General features: G+C 36.2%; 29 protein-coding genes. 10 read left to right on the top strand and 19 right to left on the bottom strand.

From position 1 onward, the window contains the following. Positions 1-161: 161 nt before the first annotated feature. Positions 162-836 carry a response regulator transcription factor gene (locus ACLIJJ_RS14955; protein ID WP_233315009.1) on the top strand — a complete coding sequence of 225 codons (675 nt, stop codon included), beginning with the start codon at positions 162-164 and terminating at the stop codon, positions 834-836. Next, positions 833-1,873 carry a HAMP domain-containing sensor histidine kinase gene (locus ACLIJJ_RS14960; RefSeq protein WP_233315008.1) on the top strand — a complete coding sequence of 347 codons (1,041 nt, stop codon included), beginning with the start codon at positions 833-835 and terminating at the stop codon, positions 1,871-1,873. Before ACLIJJ_RS14955 ends, ACLIJJ_RS14960 begins: the two co-directional genes overlap by 4 nt. Positions 1,874-2,042: 169 nt before the next feature. Here ACLIJJ_RS14960 and ACLIJJ_RS14965 read toward each other — a convergent pair whose 3' ends face one another. From ACLIJJ_RS14965 to ACLIJJ_RS14975, 3 genes are all read right to left on the bottom strand, one after another. Next, positions 2,043-2,204, bottom strand: coding sequence for a Fur-regulated basic protein FbpA (locus ACLIJJ_RS14965; RefSeq protein ID WP_233315006.1), 162 nt, complete (start codon positions 2,202-2,204; stop codon positions 2,043-2,045). Positions 2,205-2,415: 211 nt separating this feature from the next. Next, positions 2,416-3,057 (bottom strand): copper homeostasis protein CutC, encoded by a 642-nt coding sequence (locus ACLIJJ_RS14970; RefSeq protein WP_411411189.1) that lies wholly within the window; start codon positions 3,055-3,057, stop codon positions 2,416-2,418. Between the two features lie 34 nt (positions 3,058-3,091). Beyond that, the gene (locus ACLIJJ_RS14975; protein ID WP_489685867.1) at positions 3,092-3,394 is read right to left on the bottom strand and encodes a PTS system mannose/fructose/sorbose family transporter subunit IID; all 303 of its coding nucleotides are present in this window, start codon (positions 3,392-3,394) and stop codon (positions 3,092-3,094) included. On the opposite strand from ACLIJJ_RS14975, the gene ACLIJJ_RS26940 reads away from it, so the two are divergent. After that, complete coding sequence (locus ACLIJJ_RS26940) at positions 3,384-3,521, top strand: hypothetical protein (RefSeq protein WP_489685868.1); 138 nt, start codon at positions 3,384-3,386, stop codon at positions 3,519-3,521. The two genes, ACLIJJ_RS14975 and ACLIJJ_RS26940, sit on opposite strands and share 11 nt — an antisense overlap. 47 nt (positions 3,522-3,568) lie before the next feature. Here the strand turns inward: ACLIJJ_RS26940 and ACLIJJ_RS14980 are convergent, their stop codons facing one another. The 8 genes from ACLIJJ_RS14980 to ACLIJJ_RS15015 all read right to left on the bottom strand — a co-directional run bounded on the left by ACLIJJ_RS14980 (position 3,569) and on the right by ACLIJJ_RS15015 (position 11,678). Then, complete coding sequence (locus tag ACLIJJ_RS14980) at positions 3,569-4,105, bottom strand: PadR family transcriptional regulator (protein WP_411228887.1); 537 nt, start codon at positions 4,103-4,105, stop codon at positions 3,569-3,571. Positions 4,106-4,148: 43 nt separating this feature from the next. Further along, the gene (locus ACLIJJ_RS14985) at positions 4,149-5,333 is read right to left on the bottom strand and encodes a YhgE/Pip domain-containing protein (RefSeq protein WP_233315003.1); all 1,185 of its coding nucleotides are present in this window, start codon (positions 5,331-5,333) and stop codon (positions 4,149-4,151) included. Positions 5,334-5,501: 168 nt separating this feature from the next. Then, entirely contained in the window at positions 5,502-7,076 is a 1,575-nt protein-coding gene (locus tag ACLIJJ_RS14990) for a YndJ family protein (protein WP_233315002.1), read from the bottom strand. After that, positions 7,045-7,653 (bottom strand): DUF4166 domain-containing protein, encoded by a 609-nt coding sequence (locus tag ACLIJJ_RS14995; RefSeq protein ID WP_233315001.1) that lies wholly within the window; start codon positions 7,651-7,653, stop codon positions 7,045-7,047. The genes ACLIJJ_RS14990 and ACLIJJ_RS14995 overlap by 32 nt, the downstream gene beginning before the upstream one ends. A gap of 3 nt (positions 7,654-7,656) precedes the next feature. Then, complete coding sequence (locus ACLIJJ_RS15000) at positions 7,657-8,571, bottom strand: DoxX-like family protein (protein WP_237942986.1); 915 nt, start codon at positions 8,569-8,571, stop codon at positions 7,657-7,659. Positions 8,572-8,731: 160 nt separating this feature from the next. Beyond that, a complete protein-coding gene (locus ACLIJJ_RS15005) occupies positions 8,732-9,391 on the bottom strand; it encodes a suppressor of fused domain protein (protein WP_233314999.1) in 660 nt (219 codons plus the stop codon). Positions 9,392-10,083: 692 nt separating this feature from the next. Further along, positions 10,084-10,407 carry a hypothetical protein gene (locus ACLIJJ_RS15010; RefSeq protein WP_233314998.1) on the bottom strand — a complete coding sequence of 108 codons (324 nt, stop codon included), beginning with the start codon at positions 10,405-10,407 and terminating at the stop codon, positions 10,084-10,086. Between the two features lie 362 nt (positions 10,408-10,769). Next, a complete protein-coding gene (locus ACLIJJ_RS15015) occupies positions 10,770-11,678 on the bottom strand; it encodes a LysR family transcriptional regulator (protein WP_411411191.1) in 909 nt (302 codons plus the stop codon). 109 nt (positions 11,679-11,787) lie between these two features. Between ACLIJJ_RS15015 and ACLIJJ_RS15020 the strand changes: the two genes are divergently transcribed. Continuing rightward, a complete protein-coding gene (locus ACLIJJ_RS15020; RefSeq protein ID WP_237942990.1) occupies positions 11,788-12,456 on the top strand; it encodes an O-methyltransferase in 669 nt (222 codons plus the stop codon). 307 nt (positions 12,457-12,763) lie between these two features. Here ACLIJJ_RS15020 and ACLIJJ_RS15025 read toward each other — a convergent pair whose 3' ends face one another. The 5 genes from ACLIJJ_RS15025 to ACLIJJ_RS15045 all read right to left on the bottom strand — a co-directional run bounded on the left by ACLIJJ_RS15025 (position 12,764) and on the right by ACLIJJ_RS15045 (position 15,177). Continuing rightward, positions 12,764-13,036 (bottom strand): hypothetical protein, encoded by a 273-nt coding sequence (locus ACLIJJ_RS15025; RefSeq protein ID WP_411411192.1) that lies wholly within the window; start codon positions 13,034-13,036, stop codon positions 12,764-12,766. A gap of 189 nt (positions 13,037-13,225) precedes the next feature. After that, a complete protein-coding gene (locus tag ACLIJJ_RS15030) occupies positions 13,226-13,927 on the bottom strand; it encodes a CPBP family intramembrane glutamic endopeptidase (protein WP_411411193.1) in 702 nt (233 codons plus the stop codon). 296 nt (positions 13,928-14,223) lie between these two features. Then, a complete protein-coding gene (locus ACLIJJ_RS15035; protein ID WP_251647451.1) occupies positions 14,224-14,457 on the bottom strand; it encodes a hypothetical protein in 234 nt (77 codons plus the stop codon). A 20-nt stretch (positions 14,458-14,477) separates the two neighbouring features. After that, the gene (locus tag ACLIJJ_RS15040; protein ID WP_237942998.1) at positions 14,478-14,690 is read right to left on the bottom strand and encodes a helix-turn-helix domain-containing protein; all 213 of its coding nucleotides are present in this window, start codon (positions 14,688-14,690) and stop codon (positions 14,478-14,480) included. A 10-nt stretch (positions 14,691-14,700) separates the two neighbouring features. Further along, a complete protein-coding gene (locus ACLIJJ_RS15045; RefSeq protein WP_341081363.1) occupies positions 14,701-15,177 on the bottom strand; it encodes a DUF2975 domain-containing protein in 477 nt (158 codons plus the stop codon). 1,038 nt (positions 15,178-16,215) lie between these two features. On the opposite strand from ACLIJJ_RS15045, the gene ACLIJJ_RS15050 reads away from it, so the two are divergent. The 6 genes from ACLIJJ_RS15050 to ACLIJJ_RS15075 all read left to right on the top strand — a co-directional run bounded on the left by ACLIJJ_RS15050 (position 16,216) and on the right by ACLIJJ_RS15075 (position 21,116). After that, the gene (locus ACLIJJ_RS15050) at positions 16,216-17,070 is read left to right on the top strand and encodes an ABC transporter ATP-binding protein (protein ID WP_411411194.1); all 855 of its coding nucleotides are present in this window, start codon (positions 16,216-16,218) and stop codon (positions 17,068-17,070) included. A gap of 120 nt (positions 17,071-17,190) precedes the next feature. Beyond that, positions 17,191-17,724: an ABC-2 transporter permease gene (locus ACLIJJ_RS15055; RefSeq protein WP_237944153.1), complete on the top strand. Its 534-nt coding sequence runs from the start codon at positions 17,191-17,193 to the stop codon at positions 17,722-17,724. A gap of 14 nt (positions 17,725-17,738) precedes the next feature. Further along, on the top strand, positions 17,739-17,888 hold the full coding sequence (locus ACLIJJ_RS15060; RefSeq protein ID WP_341081368.1) for a hypothetical protein: 150 nt from the start codon (positions 17,739-17,741) through the stop codon (positions 17,886-17,888). Positions 17,889-18,244: 356 nt separating this feature from the next. Beyond that, positions 18,245-19,276, top strand: a complete 1,032-nt coding sequence (gene desA, locus ACLIJJ_RS15065; protein ID WP_411411195.1) for a Delta(5) desaturase DesA — start codon at positions 18,245-18,247, stop codon at positions 19,274-19,276. A 110-nt stretch (positions 19,277-19,386) separates the two neighbouring features. Then, the gene (locus ACLIJJ_RS15070; RefSeq protein ID WP_233314989.1) at positions 19,387-20,520 is read left to right on the top strand and encodes a sensor histidine kinase; all 1,134 of its coding nucleotides are present in this window, start codon (positions 19,387-19,389) and stop codon (positions 20,518-20,520) included. Then, positions 20,517-21,116 carry a response regulator transcription factor gene (locus ACLIJJ_RS15075; RefSeq protein WP_233314988.1) on the top strand — a complete coding sequence of 200 codons (600 nt, stop codon included), beginning with the start codon at positions 20,517-20,519 and terminating at the stop codon, positions 21,114-21,116. Before ACLIJJ_RS15070 ends, ACLIJJ_RS15075 begins: the two co-directional genes overlap by 4 nt. Before the next feature lie 39 nt (positions 21,117-21,155). Here ACLIJJ_RS15075 and rbsB read toward each other — a convergent pair whose 3' ends face one another. The 3 genes from rbsB to ACLIJJ_RS15090 are packed head-to-tail and all read right to left on the bottom strand — an operon-like array spanning position 21,156 to position 24,542. Further along, complete coding sequence (rbsB, locus tag ACLIJJ_RS15080; RefSeq protein WP_233315629.1) at positions 21,156-22,076, bottom strand: ribose ABC transporter substrate-binding protein RbsB; 921 nt, start codon at positions 22,074-22,076, stop codon at positions 21,156-21,158. Between the two features lie 17 nt (positions 22,077-22,093). Next, entirely contained in the window at positions 22,094-23,059 is a 966-nt protein-coding gene (gene rbsC, locus ACLIJJ_RS15085) for a ribose ABC transporter permease RbsC (protein ID WP_396953833.1), read from the bottom strand. Between the two features lies 1 nt (position 23,060). Beyond that, positions 23,061-24,542: a sugar ABC transporter ATP-binding protein gene (locus ACLIJJ_RS15090; RefSeq protein WP_411411196.1), complete on the bottom strand. Its 1,482-nt coding sequence runs from the start codon at positions 24,540-24,542 to the stop codon at positions 23,061-23,063. Between the last annotated feature and the right edge of the window lie 3 nt (positions 24,543-24,545).

A 24,545-nucleotide genomic window follows, 5' to 3' on the forward strand; every position in this document is an offset into this window, starting at 1 on the left:
CACTTTCCCCCTGTTTATATACATTATTTTATTTGTGTTTCTACTATATCCTTGGAAAGTAAACTCAATATAAACTTAGTGTAGGAATAAATTGATTTTCAGTTTACATTTCTTCGTTAAAATTATTTATGTCATAATAGTGATATGGAGGCGCTAAGGTTATGTTTAAAATATTAGTTGTAGAAGATGACCAAAATACAAGAAAGCTGATGTGTGCTGTACTTAAGCAGTATGGGTTTGACGCATACGCTGCAGAAGATGGCATTGCAGCACTTCGCTTTATGGATAAACAGCATGTTGATTTAGTGGTGCTTGATTTAATGATGCCAAATATGGACGGTTATGAATTAACAAAACAGCTTAGAGCTGCATGGGAGCATTTGCCGATTTTAATGGTAACAGCAAAGCAGGAGCCAAACGATAAAAAGCAAGGGTTTCTTGCCGGCACAGATGATTATATGACAAAGCCAGTTGATGAGGAGGAGATGATTCTCCGCATTAAAGCCTTGCTTAGAAGAGCACAAATTGCGAGTGAACATAAGCTCGCAGTCGGAGAGGTTATTCTTGATTATGATGCATTGACCGTTTCCAGAAGGGCTGAAGTAATCACACTGCCACCTAAGGAGTTTTATCTTTTATTTAAGCTGTTGTCCTATCCGAATATGATTTTCACTCGCATGCAGCTGATGGATGAAATTTGGGGAATGGAGTCAGACACAGATGACCGCACTCTTAATGTACATATTAACCGCCTGAGGGACAGGTTTAAGGAATGGACAGAGTTTGATATTATCACCGTAAGGGGCCTTGGCTACAAGGCAGTGAAAAAAGCATGAAGGATTTTTTCACGAAACGGTTAAGCCTTGCGATTACATTAGTAATTTTTGTCTTTTTCGTATTTTTAGCAACGTTTGTTATAGCATTGGCGATTACGATTTTTTTAAACTATATCGGCTATGTAAAACATAGTGATATGACAAAAGCACTTCCTTTCTTTGGATTTGTAGGGTTTTGCATCCTCCTTGGAACCTCCCTAACTGCTTTTCTCAGTAAAAAAGCATTAAATCCAATCCGGAAGGTCATTGATGCGACCCATAAGGTTGCTGGCGGTGATTTCTCCGTAAAGGTTAATTTAAAAGGGATTGGTGAATTAGAGGAACTGTCACAAAGCTTCAATAAAATGACCTATGAGCTTTCCAGTATCGAAACTTTGAGAAGTGATTTCGTCAATAATTTCTCTCATGAGTTCAAAACCCCGATTGTATCCATTCGCGGCTTTGCCAAGCTCTTGAAAGAAAATAATTTGCCCGAAGAGGAGCGGCAAGAATACCTTGATATTATCATGACCGAATCAGAGCGGTTAGCAGCTTTGTCTACGAATGTTCTTACATTGTCTAAATATGAAAATCTCGAAATTATTTCTGATAAAGAGCCGTTTAGACTGGATGAACAAATAAGAAAAGCTATCGTTTTAATGGAACCAAAATGGTCTAGTAAAGACATCAGCATAAATGTGGAATTGGATGAAGTAACATATTGCGGCAACGAAGATTTAACACAGCAGATTTGGGTTAACCTGCTTGATAACGCCATTAAGTTCTCCCATAACGGCAGCTTTATACATGTTATGCTGGCTATCAAGGCGGACAAAATCGAGTTCTCCATTCAAGACGAAGGAGTCGGCATGGACGAAGAAACGAAAGCACGCCTTTTCGATAAATTTTATCAAGGTGACATCTCTCATTCAAAGCTAGGAAATGGACTTGGATTATCACTTGTAAAGAGGATTATCCAGCTTTGCCGCGGTGACATCTCTGTCGAAAGTGAAATAAATGAAGGCAGTAAATTCACAGTAAGCCTGCCAAAATGTTAAACAGAAAAGCCGATAATTTCAAATATGAAAATTATCGGCTTTATTTCATTTTTGAGGCTGAGGCTGCATATGCTTATCGTCAATCTTCTTATAAATTAGCTCCACTGATTTACGATCCTCTAAAATCATTTTTTATTTTCATTCACTAGTTCTTTAAAGGTCTTCTTTCTCACCGCTTCTTCCTCCCCATATGTATCATATACTCATTTTCCAATTCACTAAGACTAAGCTCATATAGCTGGACATTTTCTTTCTTATAAATACCGATGTTTAATAATTGATCTATAATAAAAGCCTTTCTGACTTCAACTGCGTTATTCCATATAGACAAAGGAAACATCCTCCTCTAATTGATAATAATTTTCATTCTCATTATCATCATACTGGATAGATGAAAAAAATTCAACTTTTACACCGTAAATTTATAAAATTCTTACAATTCTAGTTAAATAAAAAAGCTGCACATGGCAGCTCTAGAATGAAGGCTTATACTTATGAGTTAGGTGCTTAAACAACCGGTTCTCTTCCCTTAGAAATGAGGATCATAGTTTTACTATTTTCGTTCCGTGTACTTCTTCCACCTGCAAAGCGTCTAATACACCTTCTACGTTTTGATAATTTATGCCTGCACCTGGTAAAATGATGATTCGATTTGCTGCATATTCGATTAACTTTTTAAGATGAGGAAAGTTTTCTTCTATTGTTTGTTCAGGGCTGCCGCCATGTGTCAAAATTCTAGCAACCTTTCTTGCCGCAAGCCAATCAATAGCTCTAAATTGGTCCTCTTCTGCCAGTTCATCAAATGCCATATGAAAAGTAATTTCCATACCTGCTGATAAATCAATTAAACGAGCAGTCAACTCTTCATCAATCCAACCATTCTTCAAACAGCCAAAAACGACTCCATCCGAACCAAGTTGCAAACAGACTTGAATATCAGCAGCCATCATCTCTTCCTCTGCACTACTATATTCAAAATTCCCACCTCGAGGTCTGATCATTGTCATAACCTTAACACCAGCATGATGAGCGAGCTCAACCGTTTTTTTAATTACCCCATAAGAAGGAGTAGTCCCGCCAACAGCTAAGTTATCACAAAGCTCAATCCTCTTTGCTCCCGCTTTAATAGCAGCAGGAATATTCGTTAAGTTCTCAGCACAAAACTCCTTAATCACTTCTTTCACCTTTTATTCCTCCTAAATTGCTTGACCACATCACTTACATTATACCTAAAGCTTTCAAAATAATTGCTAAAACAATAATAGACAGAATCGCTCTAGTAGAGTTGAAGTATTTTTTGCCTAACAACCAGTAAATGACACCAACTAAAAGGGCAGGAACCATCATCGGCATAATTTGGTCCATTGTTTCTTGAATATTTAATTCTACATCACCTGTTTTAAAAATATCCATTCCAAGTATAACTTCAACTTCACCCATATGGAGTATCGTATTAAAACCATCAGCGGCTACTATCATCGGTATTATAGGGTCTGTTCTATCCATTATTTTGTTCTTCATCGGCTTTAAGTGTATAAGAGGCTTTGAAGGTGCTGCATACGGAATCACTGCTATTCCTTTCTTTATTCTTGCAGTCATCTCCATTTTTCTTAAAAACTCTAACACTAGTACTATTCAACATGAATAGCACAGCCAACAAAAAAACAAGCCAGAAGCAAATTCCGGCTTGTCCCCTTATATTTCCTCGTTCTTTAACCTGTTGATAAGCTCTTCCATCCAATGAATGGTGTGTTCTGTTCTTGTTGAGTAATATCCGCTGATAAAATTCAACAGTTTTTCTTTATCTGGGTAGAACTCGACATTATCAAATGTCTTAATTTCTTCCCAGCGCGTTGTGAAGCTGACGAGCTTCTTTTCTAAAATCGAAATGATTTTATCTCGTTCTACGTATTTCAAATTCGATAAACCTACAAGCATATCGGTAATGGCATCGGCATTTTCAAAGAGCTTGTAAATTTTCTTCGGCAATTCTTCCCGACCTTTATCTGTTATACCGAAGACTTGTTTATCTGGTCTGTGTTCCTCTTTAATAATTTCAACTATCTCAATTAATCCTTGCTTAACCAGCGATTCGAAATGATAGTAAAGCTTGCTTTCTGTCAATCCGACAAGCTGATCAAGGGGAATAGGTGCTGACAGCTGTTTTTTGATTTTATAAGGATAATTATTACCCTCCATCAATCTGCTTAAGATAAATATTTGAATGGACATTATTTAAGCTCCTTAAAGGCTAATTATCCTTATTCTAGCAAACTTAAGCTGTAATTTCAGCCCCATTTTTTGATGCTGCTTCTGTTTCTTGAGCTTCAAGTGGTACAGGTTTGTGAACAAATGCGACGATAGCAATATTAATTAGCATTGCTGCTGCCCCAATTACTGCCATTGACCAAATATATGGACTTGGACTGATGCTTCCATACATATTTGCAAAGTATGCCTGCACTGAGTAATACATTGGTGAAATATGACTCATCCATTCATATGGCAAGTACATCATGTCACGTGGTATTGTGGCACCATTTGCTAGTGTTTGGACTAAAAGAATTGGCAAGTTGAGAATCATCCCGCCTTCTCCTACTAAGAAAATTAAAATCGCTGTGAAGTTGAAGCAAACCATATAGTTTAAAATTTGTTGTCCTAATAAACCAAAGAATAAGTCACCGCTAGGCTGGTTCACTAAATAAGCGATTCCTGCTGCGACTAGTGAAGAAACTACGGCAATTAATAATGCAGTAGATTGTACATAAGCAAATAACCTCGTTTTGCTTGCTTTACCACGGCTCGCTTTAAAAGCAGCTACAAGCTGCATCGCACCAATCATTGCCCCAACATAGCCTGCCATTGTTAAAAACATCGGCAGCATATTATTGTTCATCCCGTCTGGAATTTCATTTATCGAGACAACATTCCCTGTATAAGCTGTTTCGATTTTATTCGCTAATTCTGCTGCCTGGTCTTCTGGAACATTAAAGTTCATTAGTACTCCTTGAGCTGTTTGCTGAGAGAATTGTGTGCTTAGTTGATTATTGATTTGAGTAACTACTGAGTTCATCGTTGACGATACAGTTGTTGCTCCTGCTTCATTAATTGTGAAATCAATGCTTGATGAAACTTCCCCTTTTTGTAAATCAGCAGAGAATGTTTCTGGTATATGAACAACTAATGCTAAGTCATTTTTCTCTAAGTCCTCTAATGCCTGACTGTTAGACAAGTCTGTTTCAATTTCTTTAAATGGCAGATTTTCCTCTAGCTGACTTGCAATCTGTGCACCATATTCGCCGGCATCTTCATTAACAATAGCAATCGGCAATTTATCTACATTTCCTGGGATTGCTGAATACCCTGGCAAAAAGATACCAAGCATCGCAATCGCATAGAAAATCCCCATGAATATTGCGGCAATTGCTCCCCTTGTTTTTAAAAATTGCTTAAATTTCATAGATTACATCCCCTTATAAAAATTGAAGTACTCAAATTTGAGTACTTTTAATAAAGTATTTCATCATTTTATGGTATTATTCATTTGCTGTCAACTAAGAAATTCTTGTAAGATGACAAGCTTTTTAAAAGCATATAAAAAAGAGGCTAGTAGTTTTAGCCTCTTTAACTAGTTTATTTGTTTAGCTTCATCTCTCGTTATAATCCGATAATCGATTTTCAAAAAAGGAACACCAAACAGCTTCATTTTATGAATCGCTGTAAGTTCTCTTTTTGTTGTTTGTTCAATTACAAAGTTTTCAGATAGCGGTAGCCTAAACAGCCATGTACCAATTGCCAAATATATACCCGGATCTTCGCCCCCTGTGCTTGATAACTCAAGAGTGTCTGTAATGCAATCGAGCTTTAATATGCCTATCATGGTTGAGAACGGAAGAGGGAGCGCTATATTCATATAGGCTCTTCCTTGCGTTTTATGGCTGGAGTATATAGCAGTGAAAACAGTACGGCCATTGACTTTACGTATCCATGCCCTCGGAGAGTTTCTGCCATCTAAAGCTTCATTTACGCTTAGAATTGTCCCATTCATTTCCACTACTTGTTTCGATACAGGAAGATTTAACTGCTGAATTAATCTACTGACAGGCTTATAGATTAATAGTAGCGGCTTGAACCAGCCTGCCCAATGGACTGCTGCAAACAACCGGTATTTGTCTGTATGCTCATAAAAATCAACAATCATCGGCGGTAATCTTCTTATGTCCACAAACATGCTTAAATCATCGACGAGCCCAGACTTGGCTGTATTTTCTGGGGTTAATTGTCCCCTTATGTTGCTGACTGGAAAGCTCCAAGCAGGCTGTTTCGTTTTCGGCAGGTGAATTGCCCAGCCAATTATTCCTAGCAGTCCAAATAACAGGCAGTTCACTAAACCATGAAAAATGAGCATAAAATCCAATGTCACATACCACTTTCCAAAGGCTCGCCCTACTGAATAGATAAGAGAAAATAGAATAGTAACACCAAGTGAGCTATAAGAAATACGAATGAGTAATCCTTGCAGAAAGGCAGGGAATTTTGTTTTCATCGCTAAATAAATTAATCCATAAATGCCAAAAATATAGAAAATAACAGATATAAATTCAAGCAGCGGCCAAAACGTAATACCGACAGCTACTAACATAGGTGCAGCTAATATTATCGGCACGAGGATATTATAAAGTTTGGATGTATGAATTCGGCCAAATAAACCGATCGATACTGGCAGTATAAATGCAGAATAATGAAAGTGTATTGCTGTCAGCCAGTTGAGCATGTGACTAAAACCAGTATTAATCCCGTTTATATGAATGAAAAACCAAATTCCCCCCATAAACAGATACATCATTCCTATATCAATTGAAATCTCCGCCCAGTTTACAAAACCGCGTTTTAAAAAACGACGTAGACCTGACAATGCTACTGTAAGCGTAAATAGTAAGTAAATTATAGATAATATCATTTGTCCAGTATGTATAGTGATAACTTGCAGTAAAAGTACAGAAAAAAGCCCTGTCCAGATAAAAATAATCTGCTTCTTGTTTAGTTCCATTATCAACTGAAGTGTCATTGGTACAAGGATTTGCTGTGCTGCAGTCAATAACAAAATATACGGCTCAGTTGTCAAAAAACAGTTTGTCAGAAATAAAATAACTCCACCAACTATTAAAGTGTTAGAGCTGTTCAGATGTGAACCCGCCTTCATAAGCCATCAACCTTCCTATAATCGGATTGTGGATACGAACTTGAATCGTATAAACGTCGTTGATATCATCATACCCCTCCATAACCGTTACTTTTCCTTCAAAAAGCTTAGGTATAGGAATTTCCCATTTTCCAAGCAGAAGGCGCTGAGCTCCAGATTGAATCTGTAAGCTCCCCTCTTGGGTAACAATGAATTTTAAATCAGAGTAAAACAAGTTCGGTTCTCCTAAATAATCTTTTACAATCCTTCGTTTTGCATCAATCGTCATAAACGCGTTAAATTGTCTAGTAACATGTTGAAAATAAAAGGTCCGCTCCCAATAGATTTCTTGTTCTCCATTTGGAAGCTGTTTTGCAGTGTTTCGTATCGTAAATGGAATATTGCTTCCCTCTTCTGGGAAAAGAAACTTCCAACGCACGGCCAATTTTAAAAAGGGCTTGAGCCAGCTTTTTCCGCTGATGATGGACAGCATTGTTCCCCTGCCATGAAACGGATGTTGTAGTGAAATCGAATAGCGTTCTTGCAGTTTTGGATGCAGCCTGTTGAACTCTTCACCTAAAATTTCTTTATAAATCATTGACTAACCCTTCCTTCTAGTACGGATACAGTTAGCAGCTGTCGGCAAATCTTTTCCAAGCTGAAAACCTACAAATGATAAAATCCACAGACTCAAGTTAAATGTTAGCGGGTTAAAGGGATGTGTCATAATCGACGGGTCTGCAATCACTGCAGACATTGTTAATATAGGGAAAATAATTAATTGAAGTGCATGCAATACAGTCTTTTTGCGGTATACTAGCCAAACTACACCAAACATTATTTCAGCAGCTCCAATGAGCCGCAATAGCAGTCGAACCTTTTCTCCTTCGATAGAAGTTAAGTGGGATAGTATTGTCAGCTCTGCAGAATGCATCGCTAATAGCTTTGGCACTAGACCTTGATAAACCCAAACTAGAAAGAATAGTGCTGTAATAAGTGCACTGCAGCAAAACCGTAAGTATTGGAGCCTTGGCAATTCTCCCTTTTCGAGCCACCGCTTTAATACGTCAAAACTTAAGGCAGTCCCCCAGCCAATTAGCGGTCGAAAAAAGAAATCAACCATCCTTCCAAACAGTCCTTTTTGACGTATTTCATAATCATATTGTGTTAAGAATATCATCCCTTCATCGGTGGGTAGGTATTGCCAGTATCCCTTTCCTTCCTTAATGGGAGAAATTTTTTGGTTTGTACCAAAATGAAGGGAGGATGTTCTTGTACCGTCCTGTTTATTATGATCCCCAACGCTTTTTCCCCACCCTGCCACTTTTACACCAAAGCCAATTTTCCTTTCATATAGAAAGAACTGCGGTTCTTCTTCGGTATCTTTCGGCAAATATGAAATGGAAGAAAACCGAATATCCCATTGCTCATGCAGTTCAGGTGTTTGTGTTTTCTTCCATACCTCTTTTAGGTCGGCTTTAATTGGAAGCTCTACATATATTGGTTTATGTTTCATAACACTACCTCTAGTTTATGTGATTTATTTCACAAAATATATTAACAAAAATCTTCCTCCGTTATAATGCCATTATATCAGCTTTCACTATTTTATAAAGGACTTCTTGAAATTTTTTCCTCTTTCATCAGAAACAAGCTGCCTGTTAGACAGCTTGTTATCATAAATAAGAGTGCTTCCTTTTCATATCTGTTACTAAGTGGGGATTGTCTCGCTTCATTTTTGCAACAAGCTCAGCTGCTCTCGCATGATCCTCTTTCAGTACCTCTAATTCTTTTTCAGTTATTCCCACCAATTGAAGAAAATCCGCCCTGCCATGAACAGTGTCCATCCCAACCGCTTCTGTGTCTTGTACGACTAATAATGCTGTAATATCGGATTCTACTCCGATATGAATGGAAGTTCCATTCCCAGCAATATATTGGAGCGGTTCAAAAAAACGCTGTTGTGTAAATGTATAGCGAGCTAGATTGGAGAGCATATCAAGTGACCACATACAATCATCAAGAGTGTCTTCGTTTAATTTCATCGTCATTTCATAGCCCCATTTACTCCACTCCCCTCCAAAGGCCTCTGTGTCTGTATACAGCTCTGTCATGCCGTATGTAACGATATGTTTGTATCCATGAGACGATTCGTAAATACTATAACCGTCCAAATATTGATCACCGCCAAAAATCGCTCTTGCGTGCAGGTCTGTACCAAAATGCGAGGGTTCCTGATTGGGATACAGGTTCTCAAATACAGCATCAATAGCATCCCACCCTGGTGCCCAATCTTCTTGTTCAGCTGCCAATCTTTTATATTCTTGTTTATCCATTGTATTTAAACTCCTTCCTGGGATTCCCTCATTTTATTAAGCCATATTCTCGATAATACTTGTGAAAATTTCCGTATAGGTTTTTTGTAAATAATGTCCTGCTGGGATCCAGTTTTACAAAGCTTCCTCTCAGATACTAAAACCGTAACAAGCATTTCCTCAGAACAATTGATTTCATATTATGCAATTGTTAACTCCAGTCCCAAGCAAGCAAAGGATGACACCCACCCGTCTGTTTGCGCGCGAATACAGGCTTCGTAAACCCTTCTATGCGTTAATAATCTGGAGAAATCCATGAATCATAAAAAAGGAATGCCACTTCAACAAGTTCGTAATAAATACTAGCTTTGTTAACATTACTATGGCATAAACTCCCTCCCAAACGAATATTATTTTAATCTGTACTTACCATTTTAGCATTTACATCCAATATATGGATATAAAAAAATTCTAGATTCATATTTTCAAAGATTTTTTTAAAGATTCCGAGCTGAATATTCTTTGTTCAGCTTGGGAAAACTAACTATATCGCTTGTTCAGAGCCCTTTTGATAAGTTATGCTTTACTTTAGACAAGCAAAATCTATGCTTGAACTTATTGAGTTTAATCAGTCATTTTTTATTAAGAGTATCATAGTATATAAAAAGCAAAGCACATTCGTTGGCGCGAATGTGCGTTAAAGAAATAATTGGTTATTTGCTTTTTTTATTTTGTTTATTTCGGTATTCGTCTAACCAACGAAATAAGCGTTCCTTGTCTGCGGCTTCGGCTTTTTTCTTTCTTTCTGTATTGGCGTGCAGAAAATAAAGGATAAGCCCAACAACAGCCCAGATTGCTAACCACTTGTATGCCCAGTCGTCCATTAAGAATTGAACCATATCCAAAATTGGCGTTTTGGAGAATGAAACAGTTCCGTCTACAAACCCATCGCGAATCCGCTTAAAATTTTCAAACATGGCAGTCAATACAAACCCGCCGTAGAGAAAATTAGAAATGGACAGAAGCACCTTCTTCATGTTTAAATCACCTCCGTGACAACGAAGAGTGTCCTAAAGTTTCCTTGGCGTAAGTGCGAATAGACGACTCGGGCTAAGCTTTATTTTTTCCTGCAACACATCCCCCCTTTCAATACCACAAAAAGGAAAAACCACATAATATCCTTATCAGAATTAAATATATTAATTAATTGGCGAAAATATTCCTATTCTATTTGAACTTTATTAGGCTTTTTAGGAGTGCTGCAAATTTTATTGGGATTTGTATTTTGGAGGGGTTATTAGCTTTGTTTACAGTATTGCCAGTTCCCTTCCCTGGCTATTCACTACTGCTTGTCCCTATTTTAAATTGAGACTTTCTTCGCGTCTCTTCATACCTACATCTATTTTTTTGCATCATTGTGCTTGCTGCTTTCCATACATATGCGAATAAATTCCTTTACTACGGGAGGAAGATTCTCGCCTTTGCGTGTACAAATGGCAATAATATTCTTTATTGGCGCTACTTCAACAAACACCCTCGCAAGCTGTCCTGTCTTCACATACTCCTTAACAACTAGCGAGGACACAAAGTTAACGCCATAGCCTGTCATAACAGAACGGACAGCCTCATTTAAGCCTGTAAACTGCAAAGCAATTTTTGGCGGCGTTACCCGATGTGTTTGACATAAGGAAAAGAGTCTTTCCCTTGTTGAGCTCCCTGCTTCTCTCATGATAAAAGGCTCTTTCATAACATCCTCAAGTGATACCGTACAGTTCGCAAGCCTATGCTGCGGGGAAACGACGAACCAAATCTCATCCTGAAAAAGCTCCCGCAACTCTACTTCCTCCATTTGCTCTTCCCTTCCGCCTGCATACATGGCTATATCCGCCTTATAATGAATCAATTCACCAAAAGCATCCTGTGAATTTCTCGTCGTAATACTAATCTCTACCTCTTCATTATCTGCTTTGAATGCTGCTGCCCATTGCGGGATTAAGAAGTTAGCAGGCAGATAGGTTGCAGCAATGTGAAGCCGTCCTTTTTTCGCTGTTTTATAGTCTTGCACAAATTGTTCTAGTTGTTTTTCATGAGCAAAAAACAACGCTGCTTTTTGCGCTAACGTTTCTCCAAACGGGGTTATCGTAAACTTTTTTCCATTCTTATGAAACAAAGGAATTCCTAGTTCACTTTCAAATTGCTTTATTTGGCTAGAAACAGCTGGCTGACTGATCCGCAGAATTTCAGCAGCTTTAGTAAAGCTGCCAACACTAGCTACATGATGAAACAGCCTTAATCCGTGAAGGTTCATTTTAACTCCTCCTTATAAGTTTTATTTATATAAATATAAAAAACATATATTTTATTTATGTAAAATTATAACTTACAATGGATATATAATCCAAAAGGAGTTGGTTACAATGAAAATTGATAAAACTTGGAGTTCCGTTGACCACTATTTTACGGAGCGGCTTCAGCCAGAAAGTAAAGAATTGGAGTATGTTAGAGACAATAATCAAAAGAATGGACTTCCCGAAATTGATGTCACTCCAACACAAGGAAAATTTCTCGCCATGCTCGCACAGCTTAAAGGAGCCAAAAACATTTTAGAAATCGGCACTCTCGGCGGCTACAGCACCATTTGGCTGGCCCGCACACTCCCCCAAGACGGCAAACTAGTCACCCTAGAAACAGACCCCAACCATGTAACAACAGCTCAAGAAAATATAAACTCAGCAGGATTAACAGATAAAGTTACTATTATTGAAGGTGACGCACTAAACACATTGCCTACATTACAAAACACAGGCTTCGGTGAGTTTGATTTTATTTTCATCGATGCAGACAAACCAAATAATCCCCACTATATAAAATGGGCAATCCAATTGGCTGCAAAAGGCGCAGTGATTGTTTCCGATAATGTGGTTCGCGACGGAGAAGTGATAAATAAGAACAGCTCCGATGAAAAAGTAATTGGAGTCAGGAAATTTATCGACATCCTTGCAGAAGATGAACGAGTTGATTCTGTTGGTATCCAGACAGTAGGAGAAAAAGGATATGACGGATTTGTATTAACATTGGTTCATTAATGAAAAAACGGAAGAGCATTGCTCTTCCGTTTCTCACATCATAGGGTTGTTTCCTCTTTAGATCGAGGCTTCCGTTCTTCCTTGTATCCTCCCTTAGGATGATCGCCATTTGAGAAGATAATAAAAAGAATCGAAAAGAAAACAAACAGATTTTTCAACTTAAAAACGCTTCTTTCTAGATTAATAGATATAAAAACATAACAATTATATACCGTCCATCCTGAAAAGACAATTGTCCTAATTACCCTTTTTCCCTATCCCTGCAGCAAGGGCAAGGAAAATGTATGGATACGCCAACAGGTTCAGCTCAAGAAAACCAAACCCTAAAAAATATGTATATATCAGAATTATAGCCGTCAGAATAATAACCAGATCCCATCATGTATGCACCAACTAACAAATACGTAAAAATAGAAATTCCCAGCAAGCTTTTTCCTATCCAGTTATACTTCACTTTGGCGAAACTGATAAAAACAATCAGTATATATAATAGCCCTAAAGCTACTAAGAAATAAGGAATATAAAAAGGTTCATAGAAAAACTCACTCTCCCCTTGAATTAACCTATTTTCAACAGACATTGTTTACCTCCAAGTTGTTAAAGTTGAACCTATTATTCTATAAGGTTAGAATTCCTATTAATACCATTGCTAAAGGTATGAGAGAAAGTCCAATCCATCGTTTTTGCTTTTTCCATAAACCTTTTACTAACATTATTATCCCTATTACTAATACTACTGCTGTCGATCCTATCATGTGATTCCCCTTCACTAAATCAATTTTAATAATGCAATAAGATTATTTACACCATGTGCAATTATAGAAGTTTCCAATCTTCCTGTCTTAACGTAAACGAATCCAAACAACAAGCCCATCACCGTATAAGCAATAAAAGCCTGCAAGGTGAAACCTGCTATAACATGTACGCCCCCAAATAGAAGTCCGCTTACAATAATACCTATATATTTATGCCTAAAAAATAAATGCCCAACAATAATCTTTCTAAAAAAGAATTCTTCGATAATTGGAGCCAAAATTATAATAGTAATGACAGAAAGGCCAGTCATTTGTATAAACTCTTCTGCTTTCTGTTGATTTTTAGGAACTGTGAAGTCTGGATCTTTTCCTAATAGAAAAAGCAGCCCTATTAACAGTGCAGTAAGAATAAATTTTAGAAACAGCAACAATATAGCCCATCCTAAATCAGCCCATTTAATTTCTAGCTGTCTTTTAACGAACAAGCCTGACCATCTATATAGAACTATTATGCAAAAAAGTATTGCTAGTAGTTTAAAAAAAGTAATATAGTACTGAATTGGTTTATTAACTTCCAGATATCCATCAAAAGTAGTCGACTCAATTCCAACACCCATCCAGTAAAACGGATATAACACCAGATATGGAATGAATTTCATACAGCACAAATATAAAATAAAAATCCATAAATAATAATTAAGTATGTATTTCTTCATTGCCCACTCCTAAATATTCACGTAATTAAAAAGAAATAGATTCCAAGGGAACCTATTTCTAAATTTAGTATATAAAACCATATTATCCCACAAATGATTATATAGTACTTTTATATTTTTTTAAATGGTTTTATTTATTCAGCACAGTAATCCTTTTTTATACTTCTCAACAAGTCTAGTAAGTATTAACTAGCAATAATTTATGAAAAAAATAAAAACAGATTTCACTTATTAACGTTGCTAACAACTAAAGCCCTCCTCAACAAGTATAAGCAATAGTCCCCTTTGCCTTAAGCCTATTCCCTATCAATTACAAAAGCTGCTTTGCCCTCATCTAAATAGTCTTCTAGTTCCTTAAAACCAAAATAGGTAACTCCTTGTGTTTTTGATACACATATAATCATATTGTTTACATCATCCATTTCTTTAATGGAGAATCTACAACCATCGAAGATGAATTGCAATCCTAACGGAGGATTCTCATGATTGCCATTGCAGCTATGCTCCCTTTTTTCCTCAACGACTTTCATACTTTCACCTCTATATAATTTTAAATATCATCTGGCCGGTACTCTAAAATGTCTCCAGGTTGGCAATCCAGAGCCTTACAAATTGCTTCCAAAGTAGCAATCCGTATTGCTTTTGCTTTACCGTTTTTCAAGATGGAGAGGTTCGCCATGGTGATGCCGACTTTCTCCGAGAGCTCTGTCACGCTCATTTTTCGTTTCGCTAACATCACATCTATATTTATTACAATTGCCATGTTATACACCTCAAATCGTATGCTCGTTTTCATCTTTAATTACAATTGCCTCTTTTAGTAGCTTTTGAAGGACAGCAGCAAACACTGCAACGACGATTGCTGCAAAAATAGGAACCATACCAAAAAGGACAAGTCCGGGAGCATCGTCTAGTTGTGCTACAAAAAATACGAATGGCAGCATAATAACATACAAGCAACTAATTGAAATGGCACAGTATTTTATCCATTTCAAAGCAACCACTGATTCTTCAGAAAATGCATGGTTATGATCAATATAATTTAAAAGTCGGAATGCTTGAAACAACGCATAAAAATAAGGTGCTGCTGATGCATACATTATAGTAACTATAGGATATAAAGCTTCAGCATAGTCTGGATTTGCAGTATGTGAAGGCAACCAAGTTAAACCTAAAATCCCTAGAGCTAAAACTGGAATCCCTAAAAGAAAAACAGCTAACTTTAAAAAGGAAGTGGAACCTCGTTTCATTTAAAAACACCTCGCTATAATAATTCACAAAATGAATTTACCATATATTTTATCGTATTACAATAAATAATTATTGCTTTGTATTAGTTTATTATTGAAATACATACTTCTTACCTAACGTACTAATTATAAAATGAACCTACCTTTAGTAGAGAGCTTGAGTCATTTTTATCGTAATTTTCTCTCGTAGATTCAAAAGATGCCAATAAAGGTACTGCACCTTGCCTGTAAACCCATTTCCTTTAACTGAAAAATACTTTAAATGTATCCTTAAGTTTCTTGAATGGTGTGTGAATTTTGCACGCCATAATAAGGCTCTAATGGAAGGACTCCTTGTATTTTCATAGGAAGTAATACAGATGGCTATAATCTTATCCACTTTTTCTAATTGACTACTCAACTTCGCGATTAAACAAAAAACCATTCATATTCACTTGACCATTTATTATTTATAATAAATTCAAAAAAATTTTGGGGTTACCTCGAAATCAGTATAAAAATTTTATTAAAGTATTAGACCTAGTCAATTAACACTAGAGTAACGCAGGTATAAATTGTGCAAAACTTGGAAAAACAAGGTAAATATGTACATATTATGACACTTATTAATTTTAGACAAATTTCGACATATTTCTTCAAAAAATCCGATAAACTTTATATGAACCGGTTCAGTTTAAATGAAGTCAGTTTTACATATAACACACAGAATGTGTTGATTTTAAACAGTTTCACTTCTGAAATTTCAGGAGGAGACAAAGTTCTACTAAGAGGAATAAATGGTTCCGGTAAAGAGCACGTTCATAAAATTTATTAACAGGTTTGAATTCACCTACAGCCGGTCACATCTTAATTAATGGTCAAGATTGATAACTATATCCCATCAAAAAGAAGGACTTAATTTCGTAAATAAAGTAATAGATTTAGAACTTAATGATCTTTGAGTACAAACTGAAAAAGACCCGTTTTTTGTTCCGTAATGTTAAAAAGAGTTATTACCCTTTCTGGTATTGCGATTCCAGTGTTATAAGGAGGACAAAAATGAAAAGTATTTTAGAATTAAATAAAGTGAGTAAAAATTTAATGGACTTTTCTTTGCAAGAAATAAGTTTTACTTTAAACAAAGGTACTATTATGGGTTTTGTTGGGCCAAACGGTGCAGGGAAAAGTACTACTATCCGATGTATCATGGATTTAATCCACATTGATAGCGGCAGTATTAAGCTTTTTGAAATTGATACAAGCAAGGAATTGAAAAAGTTAAAGCAACGTATCGGGTTTGTCTATGATCAGGATGTGTACTTTGAAGATTTAAGTGTGAAAAAAAACAAAAATATTATTTCGAGATTTTATGAGCATTGGAATGATGATATTTTCCATCAATATATCCATGAGTTTGGGGTTCCACTAAAAAAATCAGTAAAACACTTATCAAAGGGAACAAAAATGAAATTTGCACTCGCTATAGCGTTATCTCATCATGCGGAACTTATCATTATGGACGAACCGACTACTGGCCTTGATCCAGTCTTTAGAAAAGAACTCTTGGATATATTATTAAAGGTTATTCAGGATACAGATACATCCATATTCTTTTCTACACATATTACTACTGATTTAGAACAAGTTGCTGATTATATTACATTCATTCTTGATGGGAAAATTATTTTTTGTAAAAAAACTAATGAATTACTAGAAAAATATTCATTAATAAATGGACCGAAAAAACTTATAGAGTTGGTCAAATCTGCAAACCCCATTTCGTTGAAAGAAACAGAACTAGCATTTCAGGCATTTTTCGAAAGTAAGGAAATTAATAAATTTAAATTAAACACCGAACTAACCATCCAAAAACCTACACTCGAAGAAATAATCTACTATCTAGTGAAACAATAAACTTAATTTAGAAAGCAGGGATTACATGCTGAACTTGATTATAAAGGATATTTATATCCAAAAAAAGTATGTTTTTTTTTACCAATAATATTAGTAGTTTATTTTGTAACTATTGGTAGTATATTTAATTCTCTTGTATTTAGTTTGTGTGTTGCCTTTTTTGCTTTTTTAATGACAATCTATCCAACCTTTAATACAGGTCAAAGTGAAAACAATCAATACAAACTTATATTAAGTTTACCTGTTAGTAGGCTTTCAGTTATAAATGCAAAATACTTAATAATTATTTTATGGTGGTTAAATGCCTATATATCTACTACAGTAATTCTTATTATTTTAAAAAGTATAGTGGATATTAACATACCTTCTATCCTGGATATTAAAATAATATTACTTTCTTTAAGTTTAACCTATATTTTAACTTCTATTTTCTATCCACTTTACTTTAAGTTTGGATTTCAAATTGCTAGTACAACAGTAACTGTAATATTTTTCATTTTGACAAGTGGGTTAGGAAAATTATTATCCTTAGAGCTAAAAATGATTACTATTTTAATAGAACATCCGATTATTTCTGTTTCTTTTATTACAGTAATTTTTGTTTTAGCATCTTATCTTTTCACTGCTTATAGCTTTATCAAAAAAATCTTATAAAAGGAGGTTAAGCTTTGAAAATCCCCAAAGTCAGAGCATTAGTACTAGGTGTTTTTCTACTGTTTCTGGGTGTTGCCCAAGCTTTAGAAAAAAATTTTTTAGCAATAGCCCCTTTCTTTTGTGGTGTTTATCTTCTATTTATAGGTCTTAAACCTAAAAAATAAACTTAAAAATATATCTGTGAAAAATAGCAGTTTACAAATTTAATAATCTGAAAACTGCTATTTTTTGTATTGATTAGTATAATGAGTTCAATGTCTAACTTATAACTGGTTTAATTCTTATCTTAATCAGTGAAAAAATTGCTAATATATAAGAATCTTCAATAAATTCATTTACTTCTTCTTCAATGTCTTCTATCAGCCGTAACTTTTAGATTGGATGATAACTTATTCACCATAAAGCTTACTAAACCCTTCTATATGACAAATGTCATATAGCGTATATGACATGTATGTCTGCAATTATGTTTGGTTTATAATTATACTGGAGATATCCATTAATAGAAGGGAATCTAATAATGAATATAAAAAACTTAAAACAATTGAGAACGGCTGTAGCGCCCTTTGAGAAATCCACTATGAAAGCAAGTATCTGGCAGCTTGCCAATACTATTCTGCCCTTTGTTTTACTCTGGTACTTAGCCTACAAAAGCTTGAGTATTTCTTATATTTTAACCTTTGTCATTTCAATTGCTGCGGCAGGATTTTTGGTAAGAATTTTTATCATTTTCCATGATTGCTGCCACTTTTCTTTCTTTAAGAATCGTAAGGCTAATAAGATTTTAGGGACAATTACAGGAATCCTGACTTTATTTCCTTACAGCAAATGGCAGCATAGCCACTCTATTCACCATGCAACAAGCAGCAACCTGGATAAGCGTGGTGTCGGTGATTTATGGATGATGACGATTGATGAGTATGAAAATGCCTCTTTTTTTGTAAAGATACAATATCGTTTGTATCGCAATCCATTCATTATGTTTATCTTAGGACCTATTTATGAATTCCTTTTAGCTAATCGCTTTAACCGTAAAGGTGCTAGATGGAAAGAACGGCTAAATACGTACGCAACTAATATTTCCATTGTGTTATTAGTTATTCTCCTTGGCAGTACGCTTGGCTGGTCCTCTTTCTTGCTTGTACAGCTGCCTATTTTTCTTATTTCTGGCTCTGTTGGAGTTTGGTTATTTTATGTGCAGCATACTTTTGAAGATACTTACTTTGAGGAAGATGAAAATTGGGATTATGTAAAGGCTGCTGTAGAAGGAAGCTCCTACTATCACCTGCCTAAATGGATGCAATGGCTGACTGGCAATATTGGCTATCATCATGTGCACCATTTAAGTCCAAGGGTTCCTAATTACAATCTAGAGCTTGTTCATAACCAGACCGAGCCCCTGAGAAATGTGCCAACTGTCACACTGGCAAGCAGTCTTCGTTCTTTAAAATTCCGGTTGTGGGATGAAAAAGACAAAAAGTTTATCAGTTTCCATGAATGGAAAAAACAAAAGAAGTCCCTTGACTTGTCTGCCGGATCAGAAATCCAATAATACAAACAAACTTTAAGAGCAGCAATTATAAGGTTTTATGCCATTTAATTGCTGCTATATTATGTTAAAATGGACGAATGACAGCTAATAAATAATGAGGTTAGAAACTGATGATAAAAAGATTAGAGGTTTTAAAAAAAAGCACCGGTATTTCTCCTTATATTTGGACATTACTTACTATTTTGCCCTTTTATTTTATATTCCACGCCTCTTCAGCAGTTGATGTGATATCTGGTATTATCCTTACTATTTTATTTTTTCTATTTTACAGATTTGCTTACCTTTCAAAAGGTTGGACGATATATTTATGGCCGTCCCTTTTAATCGGGATATCCACTTTTGCTATTTATGCATACAGCTATGTATATTTTTCTTTTTTCCTATCCTATTTTATCGGAAATATAAAGAAACAGATTCCTTATTTCATCTTATATTTTATACACCTGGCAGTTACAACATTCGCCATTTACTTCAAGGTGATAATTGGTGATCCCTTGCTGTTAAAGCAGCTTCCCTTTGTGTTAATCATCTGGTTTGGCGTTATTTTATTGCCATTGACCATCCATAACCGCAAAGAGAGAGGCCAGCTGCAGGAAAAGCTGGAAGATGCGAATAAGCGTATATCCAATTTAGTTAAACTAGAGGAAAGACAGCGAATAGCAAGAGATCTTCATGATACACTTGGTCAAAAGCTATCCCTTATTGGCTTAAAGAGTGATTTAGCAAGAAAATTAGTCTATAAGGACCCAGAACAAGCGCGCTTGGAGCTTAAAGATATTCAGCATACTTCAAGAACTGCATTAAATGAAGTCAGAAAAATGGTCTCTGAAATGCGCGGTATAAAATTAAAAGACGAGCTCCTCCTTGTAAAAAAAATATTAGAAGCAGCCGAAATAAGCCTAATTAGTGATATAGCTTCCAATCTTAAAATTTCTTCAATTGCAGAAAACATTATGAGTATGTGTTTAAAAGAAGCTGTTACTAATGTAGTTCGGCATAGCAATGCCACCTCTTGCTACATAAGCATCAGCCAAAACAAAAAAGAAACAATTATGAAAATCAAAGATAATGGCACCAGTCCTTTTAAGGAAGAAGATGCTCATAAAGGAAACGGATTAGCAGGCATGAGAGAAAGATTGGATTTTATCAACGGTACTATCGAGATTACCGCTAAAGAAGGAACGATATTACATATATCTGTTCCACATGATGGAAAAATAATGGAACGGGAGGACTTACTATGATCAGGATTGTCATTGCCGAAGACCAGCGCCTTCTTTTAGGTGCATTGGGTTCATTGCTTGATTTAGAAGATGATATCACGGTTGTCGGCAAAGCAAACAATGGGGAAGAAGCAATCCAGCTAGTCAAGGAAAAAAATCCTGATATTTGTATAATGGATATAGAGATGCCTGCCAAAACAGGCTTGGAAGCAGCGGAAGAACTCATGAGCCATCCATGCAAAGTCATTATTTTAACTACCTTTGCCAGGTCAGGCTATTTCCAGCGTGCATTGAAAGCGGGCGTATCAGCCTATTTGCTCAAGGATAGTCCAAGTGATGATTTGGCAAAAAGCATCCGCAGTGTGATGGAAGGAAAAAGAATATACGCACCAGAATTAATTGATGATGTATACAAAGAAGAAAATCCCCTTACAGAGCGGGAAAAAGAAGTTCTTATGCTGGTTGCAAATGGAAAAAACACAAAAGAAATTGCCCAAGAGCTATCCATTAAGACAGGAACAGTGCGAAATTATATCAGCATGATACTGGATAAACTGGAAGTTAAAAATCGCATAGAAGCCATCACCAGATTTAAGGAAAAAGGATGGTTCAAGTAAAAAGGACTGGCACCCCAGTCCTTTTTACTTCTCTTTCATTTAATTATCTTTTGTAACTAATTTAAGCGGTGCAGCGATAATTTCCTCTACCTTTTTACCTTGTAAAACATCTCTTGCAGCATCCACAGCAAGCTTACCAATTAACTCAGGTTGTTGAGCAACTGTCGCTTCCATGTCTCCTGATTTAATCGCATTTAATGCGTCGTCATTTCCGTCAAATCCAATGACCATAACATCCTTACCAGAGCTATTAATTGCCTCAATTGCTCCTAATGCCATTTCATCGTTATGAGCAAATACTGCTTTAACATCTGGGTTTGCTTGCAGAAGATTCTCCATAACAGTTAATCCTTTTGTCCGATCAAAATCTGCTGCCTGTTTAGCAATGATAGTCAATTTTTCATCTGCTATATTATGAAAGCCCTGACCTCTTTCCCTTGTAGCTGATGCCCCTGGAACTCCTTCTAATTCAATAACTTGTGCTTTTTCTCCTAACTTTTCTATCATATAGTTTGCGGCCATTTCTCCACCTTTTATATTATCTGAAGCTACTAATGCTTCTACTATTCCTTTATCTGCAGAACGATCCAAAGTAACTACTGGTATGCCAATATTATTTGCTGATTGAACTGCTGTTGAAATAGATGCCGAATCGGTTGGGTTTATAAGCAAAGCATCTACCCCTTGCTGAATTAAATCCTCCACATCGTTAACTTGTTTGGCAGAATCATTTTGTGCATCGACGATAATAACTTCCATCCCTAAGCTTTTCGCTTCTTTAACCACACCATCTCTTAAAGAAACAAAGAATGGGTTGTTTAATGTAGAAACCGATAAGCCAATTTTAATATCTTCTAAATCCTTCTTTTTATCTGGTTTTGCCCAGCTAGGCGGTTGCATGGAACACGCACTTAGAAGCATAAGTGTTAGTGATAAACATAAAACGATTAATTTTTTCATCATGATCTCTCCCTATACTACTTTTTACGATCAAGTAATACTGCAATTAATATAACGATTCCTTTAACTACCATTTGGTAAAAGGATGAAACTCCAAGAAGATTCAAGCCGTTATTTAAGGTACCGATGATTAACGCACCGATAAGTGTCCCGAAAATTCTTCCTTTTCCTCCTGAAAGGCTTGTCCCACCTAATACAACTGCTGCAATCGCATCAAGTTCATAGGAAGTGCCAGCTGTAGGCTGTGCTGAATTTAAGCGTGAAGTAAGAATTGCACCAGCCAAAGCTGCAAGCATTCCGGACAGACTATAAATCATGATTTTTACTTTTGGTACTTTAATACCTGATATTAAAGCTGCTTTTTCATTTCCACCAATCGCATATGTTTTGCGACCAAATGGGGTTTTGTGCAGAAGAATGAATAAGAAAGCAAATGCAAGAATCATCGTAATAGCTGGAACAGGTATACCTAGGAAATAACCACGACCAAATAACTGAAACAGGTAGTTATCACCAAGACCAGTTATCGGATTTCCACCAGTATAAACAAGTGTTAATCCTCTGAAAATCGTCATTGTTGCTAGTGTTGCAATAAAAGGAGCCATTTTTCCCTTTGTTATAAATAGTCCGTTTACCATTCCCATCAAAGCACCAAGAATACAGCCAACTAAGATTGCCACAATCGGATCTACACCAGCTACCATCATCCCTGCTGTCAACGCACTAGATAAAGCAAGAATAGCTCCGACAGATAAATCAATTCCTCCAGTTAAAATCACAAAGGTCATCCCAAAAGCAATAAGTGCATTAATCGCAACCTGTCTTAAAAGATTTAAGAGATTCAATGGTTCTAGAAAACTAGGATTTAAAATGGACACAATAATAACTAATATTATTAAACCTAGTAATGGTCCTAACTTTTGTGTAATTGCATTCATCATATTCGTCTTGCTAGGTTGTGTTACTGTATTAATAGGATTCATTTTATTGACCTCCTGTTGCCAATGTCATAATTTTTTCTTGGGTCGCATTTTCTTTCAATAATTCTCCATTTATTTTTCCTTCATGAATGACGAGGATTCGATCACTCATGCCAAGAATCTCTGGTAATTCTGAGGATACCATGATAATTGCTACACCTCGTTCTGTTAATTCATTCATAAGTTGATAAATTTCTCTCTTTGCCCCAACGTCTACTCCTCTAGTTGGTTCATCCAATATGAGCAGCTTTGGTCCAATTCCTACCCACTTGGCAATGACGACTTTTTGCTGATTTCCGCCTGAAAGCTTTCCAACAGCAATGTCTTTCGATTCCGTTTTTACTGTCAAGCGTTTGATAAGCATATTAACAAAGTCTGTCTCATTTTTTTCCTGGATAATTCCTTTTGGTGCGAAGCTTGCAAGTGTTGGCAACACAATATTATCCCTTATGGAGAAATCAAGAATTAACCCCTCATCCTTGCGATCCTCTGTAATGAAACCAATACCTAACTTTACAGCCTGTTCTGGTGTCTTAATACTCACTTTCTTACCTTCCAGCCAAATTTCACCGCCATCCATTCCATCAAGACCAAAAATTGCTCGCATGATTTCGGTTCGGCCAGCTCCCATTAAGCCTGAAACCCCAACTATTTCTCCAGCACGAACAGAAAAGTTTATATCTTCAAATTGTCCTGATTTTGTTAAACCCTTTACTTGTAGAACCGTTTCACCCAGTTGAGGCTCTCGGTTAGGAAACCGGTCTGTTAATTCCCTGCCAACCATTTTTCTAACAACCTCATCGAAATTTGTTTCTGGAATGGCCTTCGTATCAACGGTTTTCCCATCACGCATAACGGTAATTCTGTCACAAATCGAGAAAATCTCCTCCATTCGGTGAGAAATGTACACGATTGATACCCCTTCCTTTTTTAAAGAAGTAATCACATCAAACAGTTTGTTGATTTCTCTTTCTGTCAGTGCAGCAGTAGGTTCATCCATGATAATCACTTTTGCTTCTGTCATTAATGCCTTCGCGATTTCAATCATTTGCTGTTCTCCAACAGAACAGCTTCCCGCTTCTTTATCTAACGGAATGGATACTGCTAATCTATCAAATTGCTTTTTTGCTAACGCTTTCATTTCGGCGGTTTTTAAAAAACCAAAGGAATTCTTTCGTTCCTTGCCAATAAATAAATTTTCAAGAACTGTCATTTCAGGCCAAATATTTAATTCCTGATGGATAAAGGTGACTCCATTTTGCTCTGCTTCTTTTGGATTCTTAAAGTAGATTTCTTCTCCATCAATTGTGATTTTTCCGTTATCACGGGCATGGAGTCCTGTAAGTACGTTCATCATCGTTGATTTTCCTGCCCCATTTTCCCCCATTAGGGCATGTACTTCCCCATCTAGCAAATCGAAATCAACACCTGTTAAAACTTGATTGGTTCCAAATGCTTTATGGATGTTTTCCATTGTAATTCGCATAAT

Origin of the sequence: Niallia laureatilytica (genome assembly GCF_046613985.1) — a bacterium.
Taxonomy (GTDB): Bacteria; Bacillota; Bacilli; order Bacillales; family Cytobacillaceae; genus Niallia.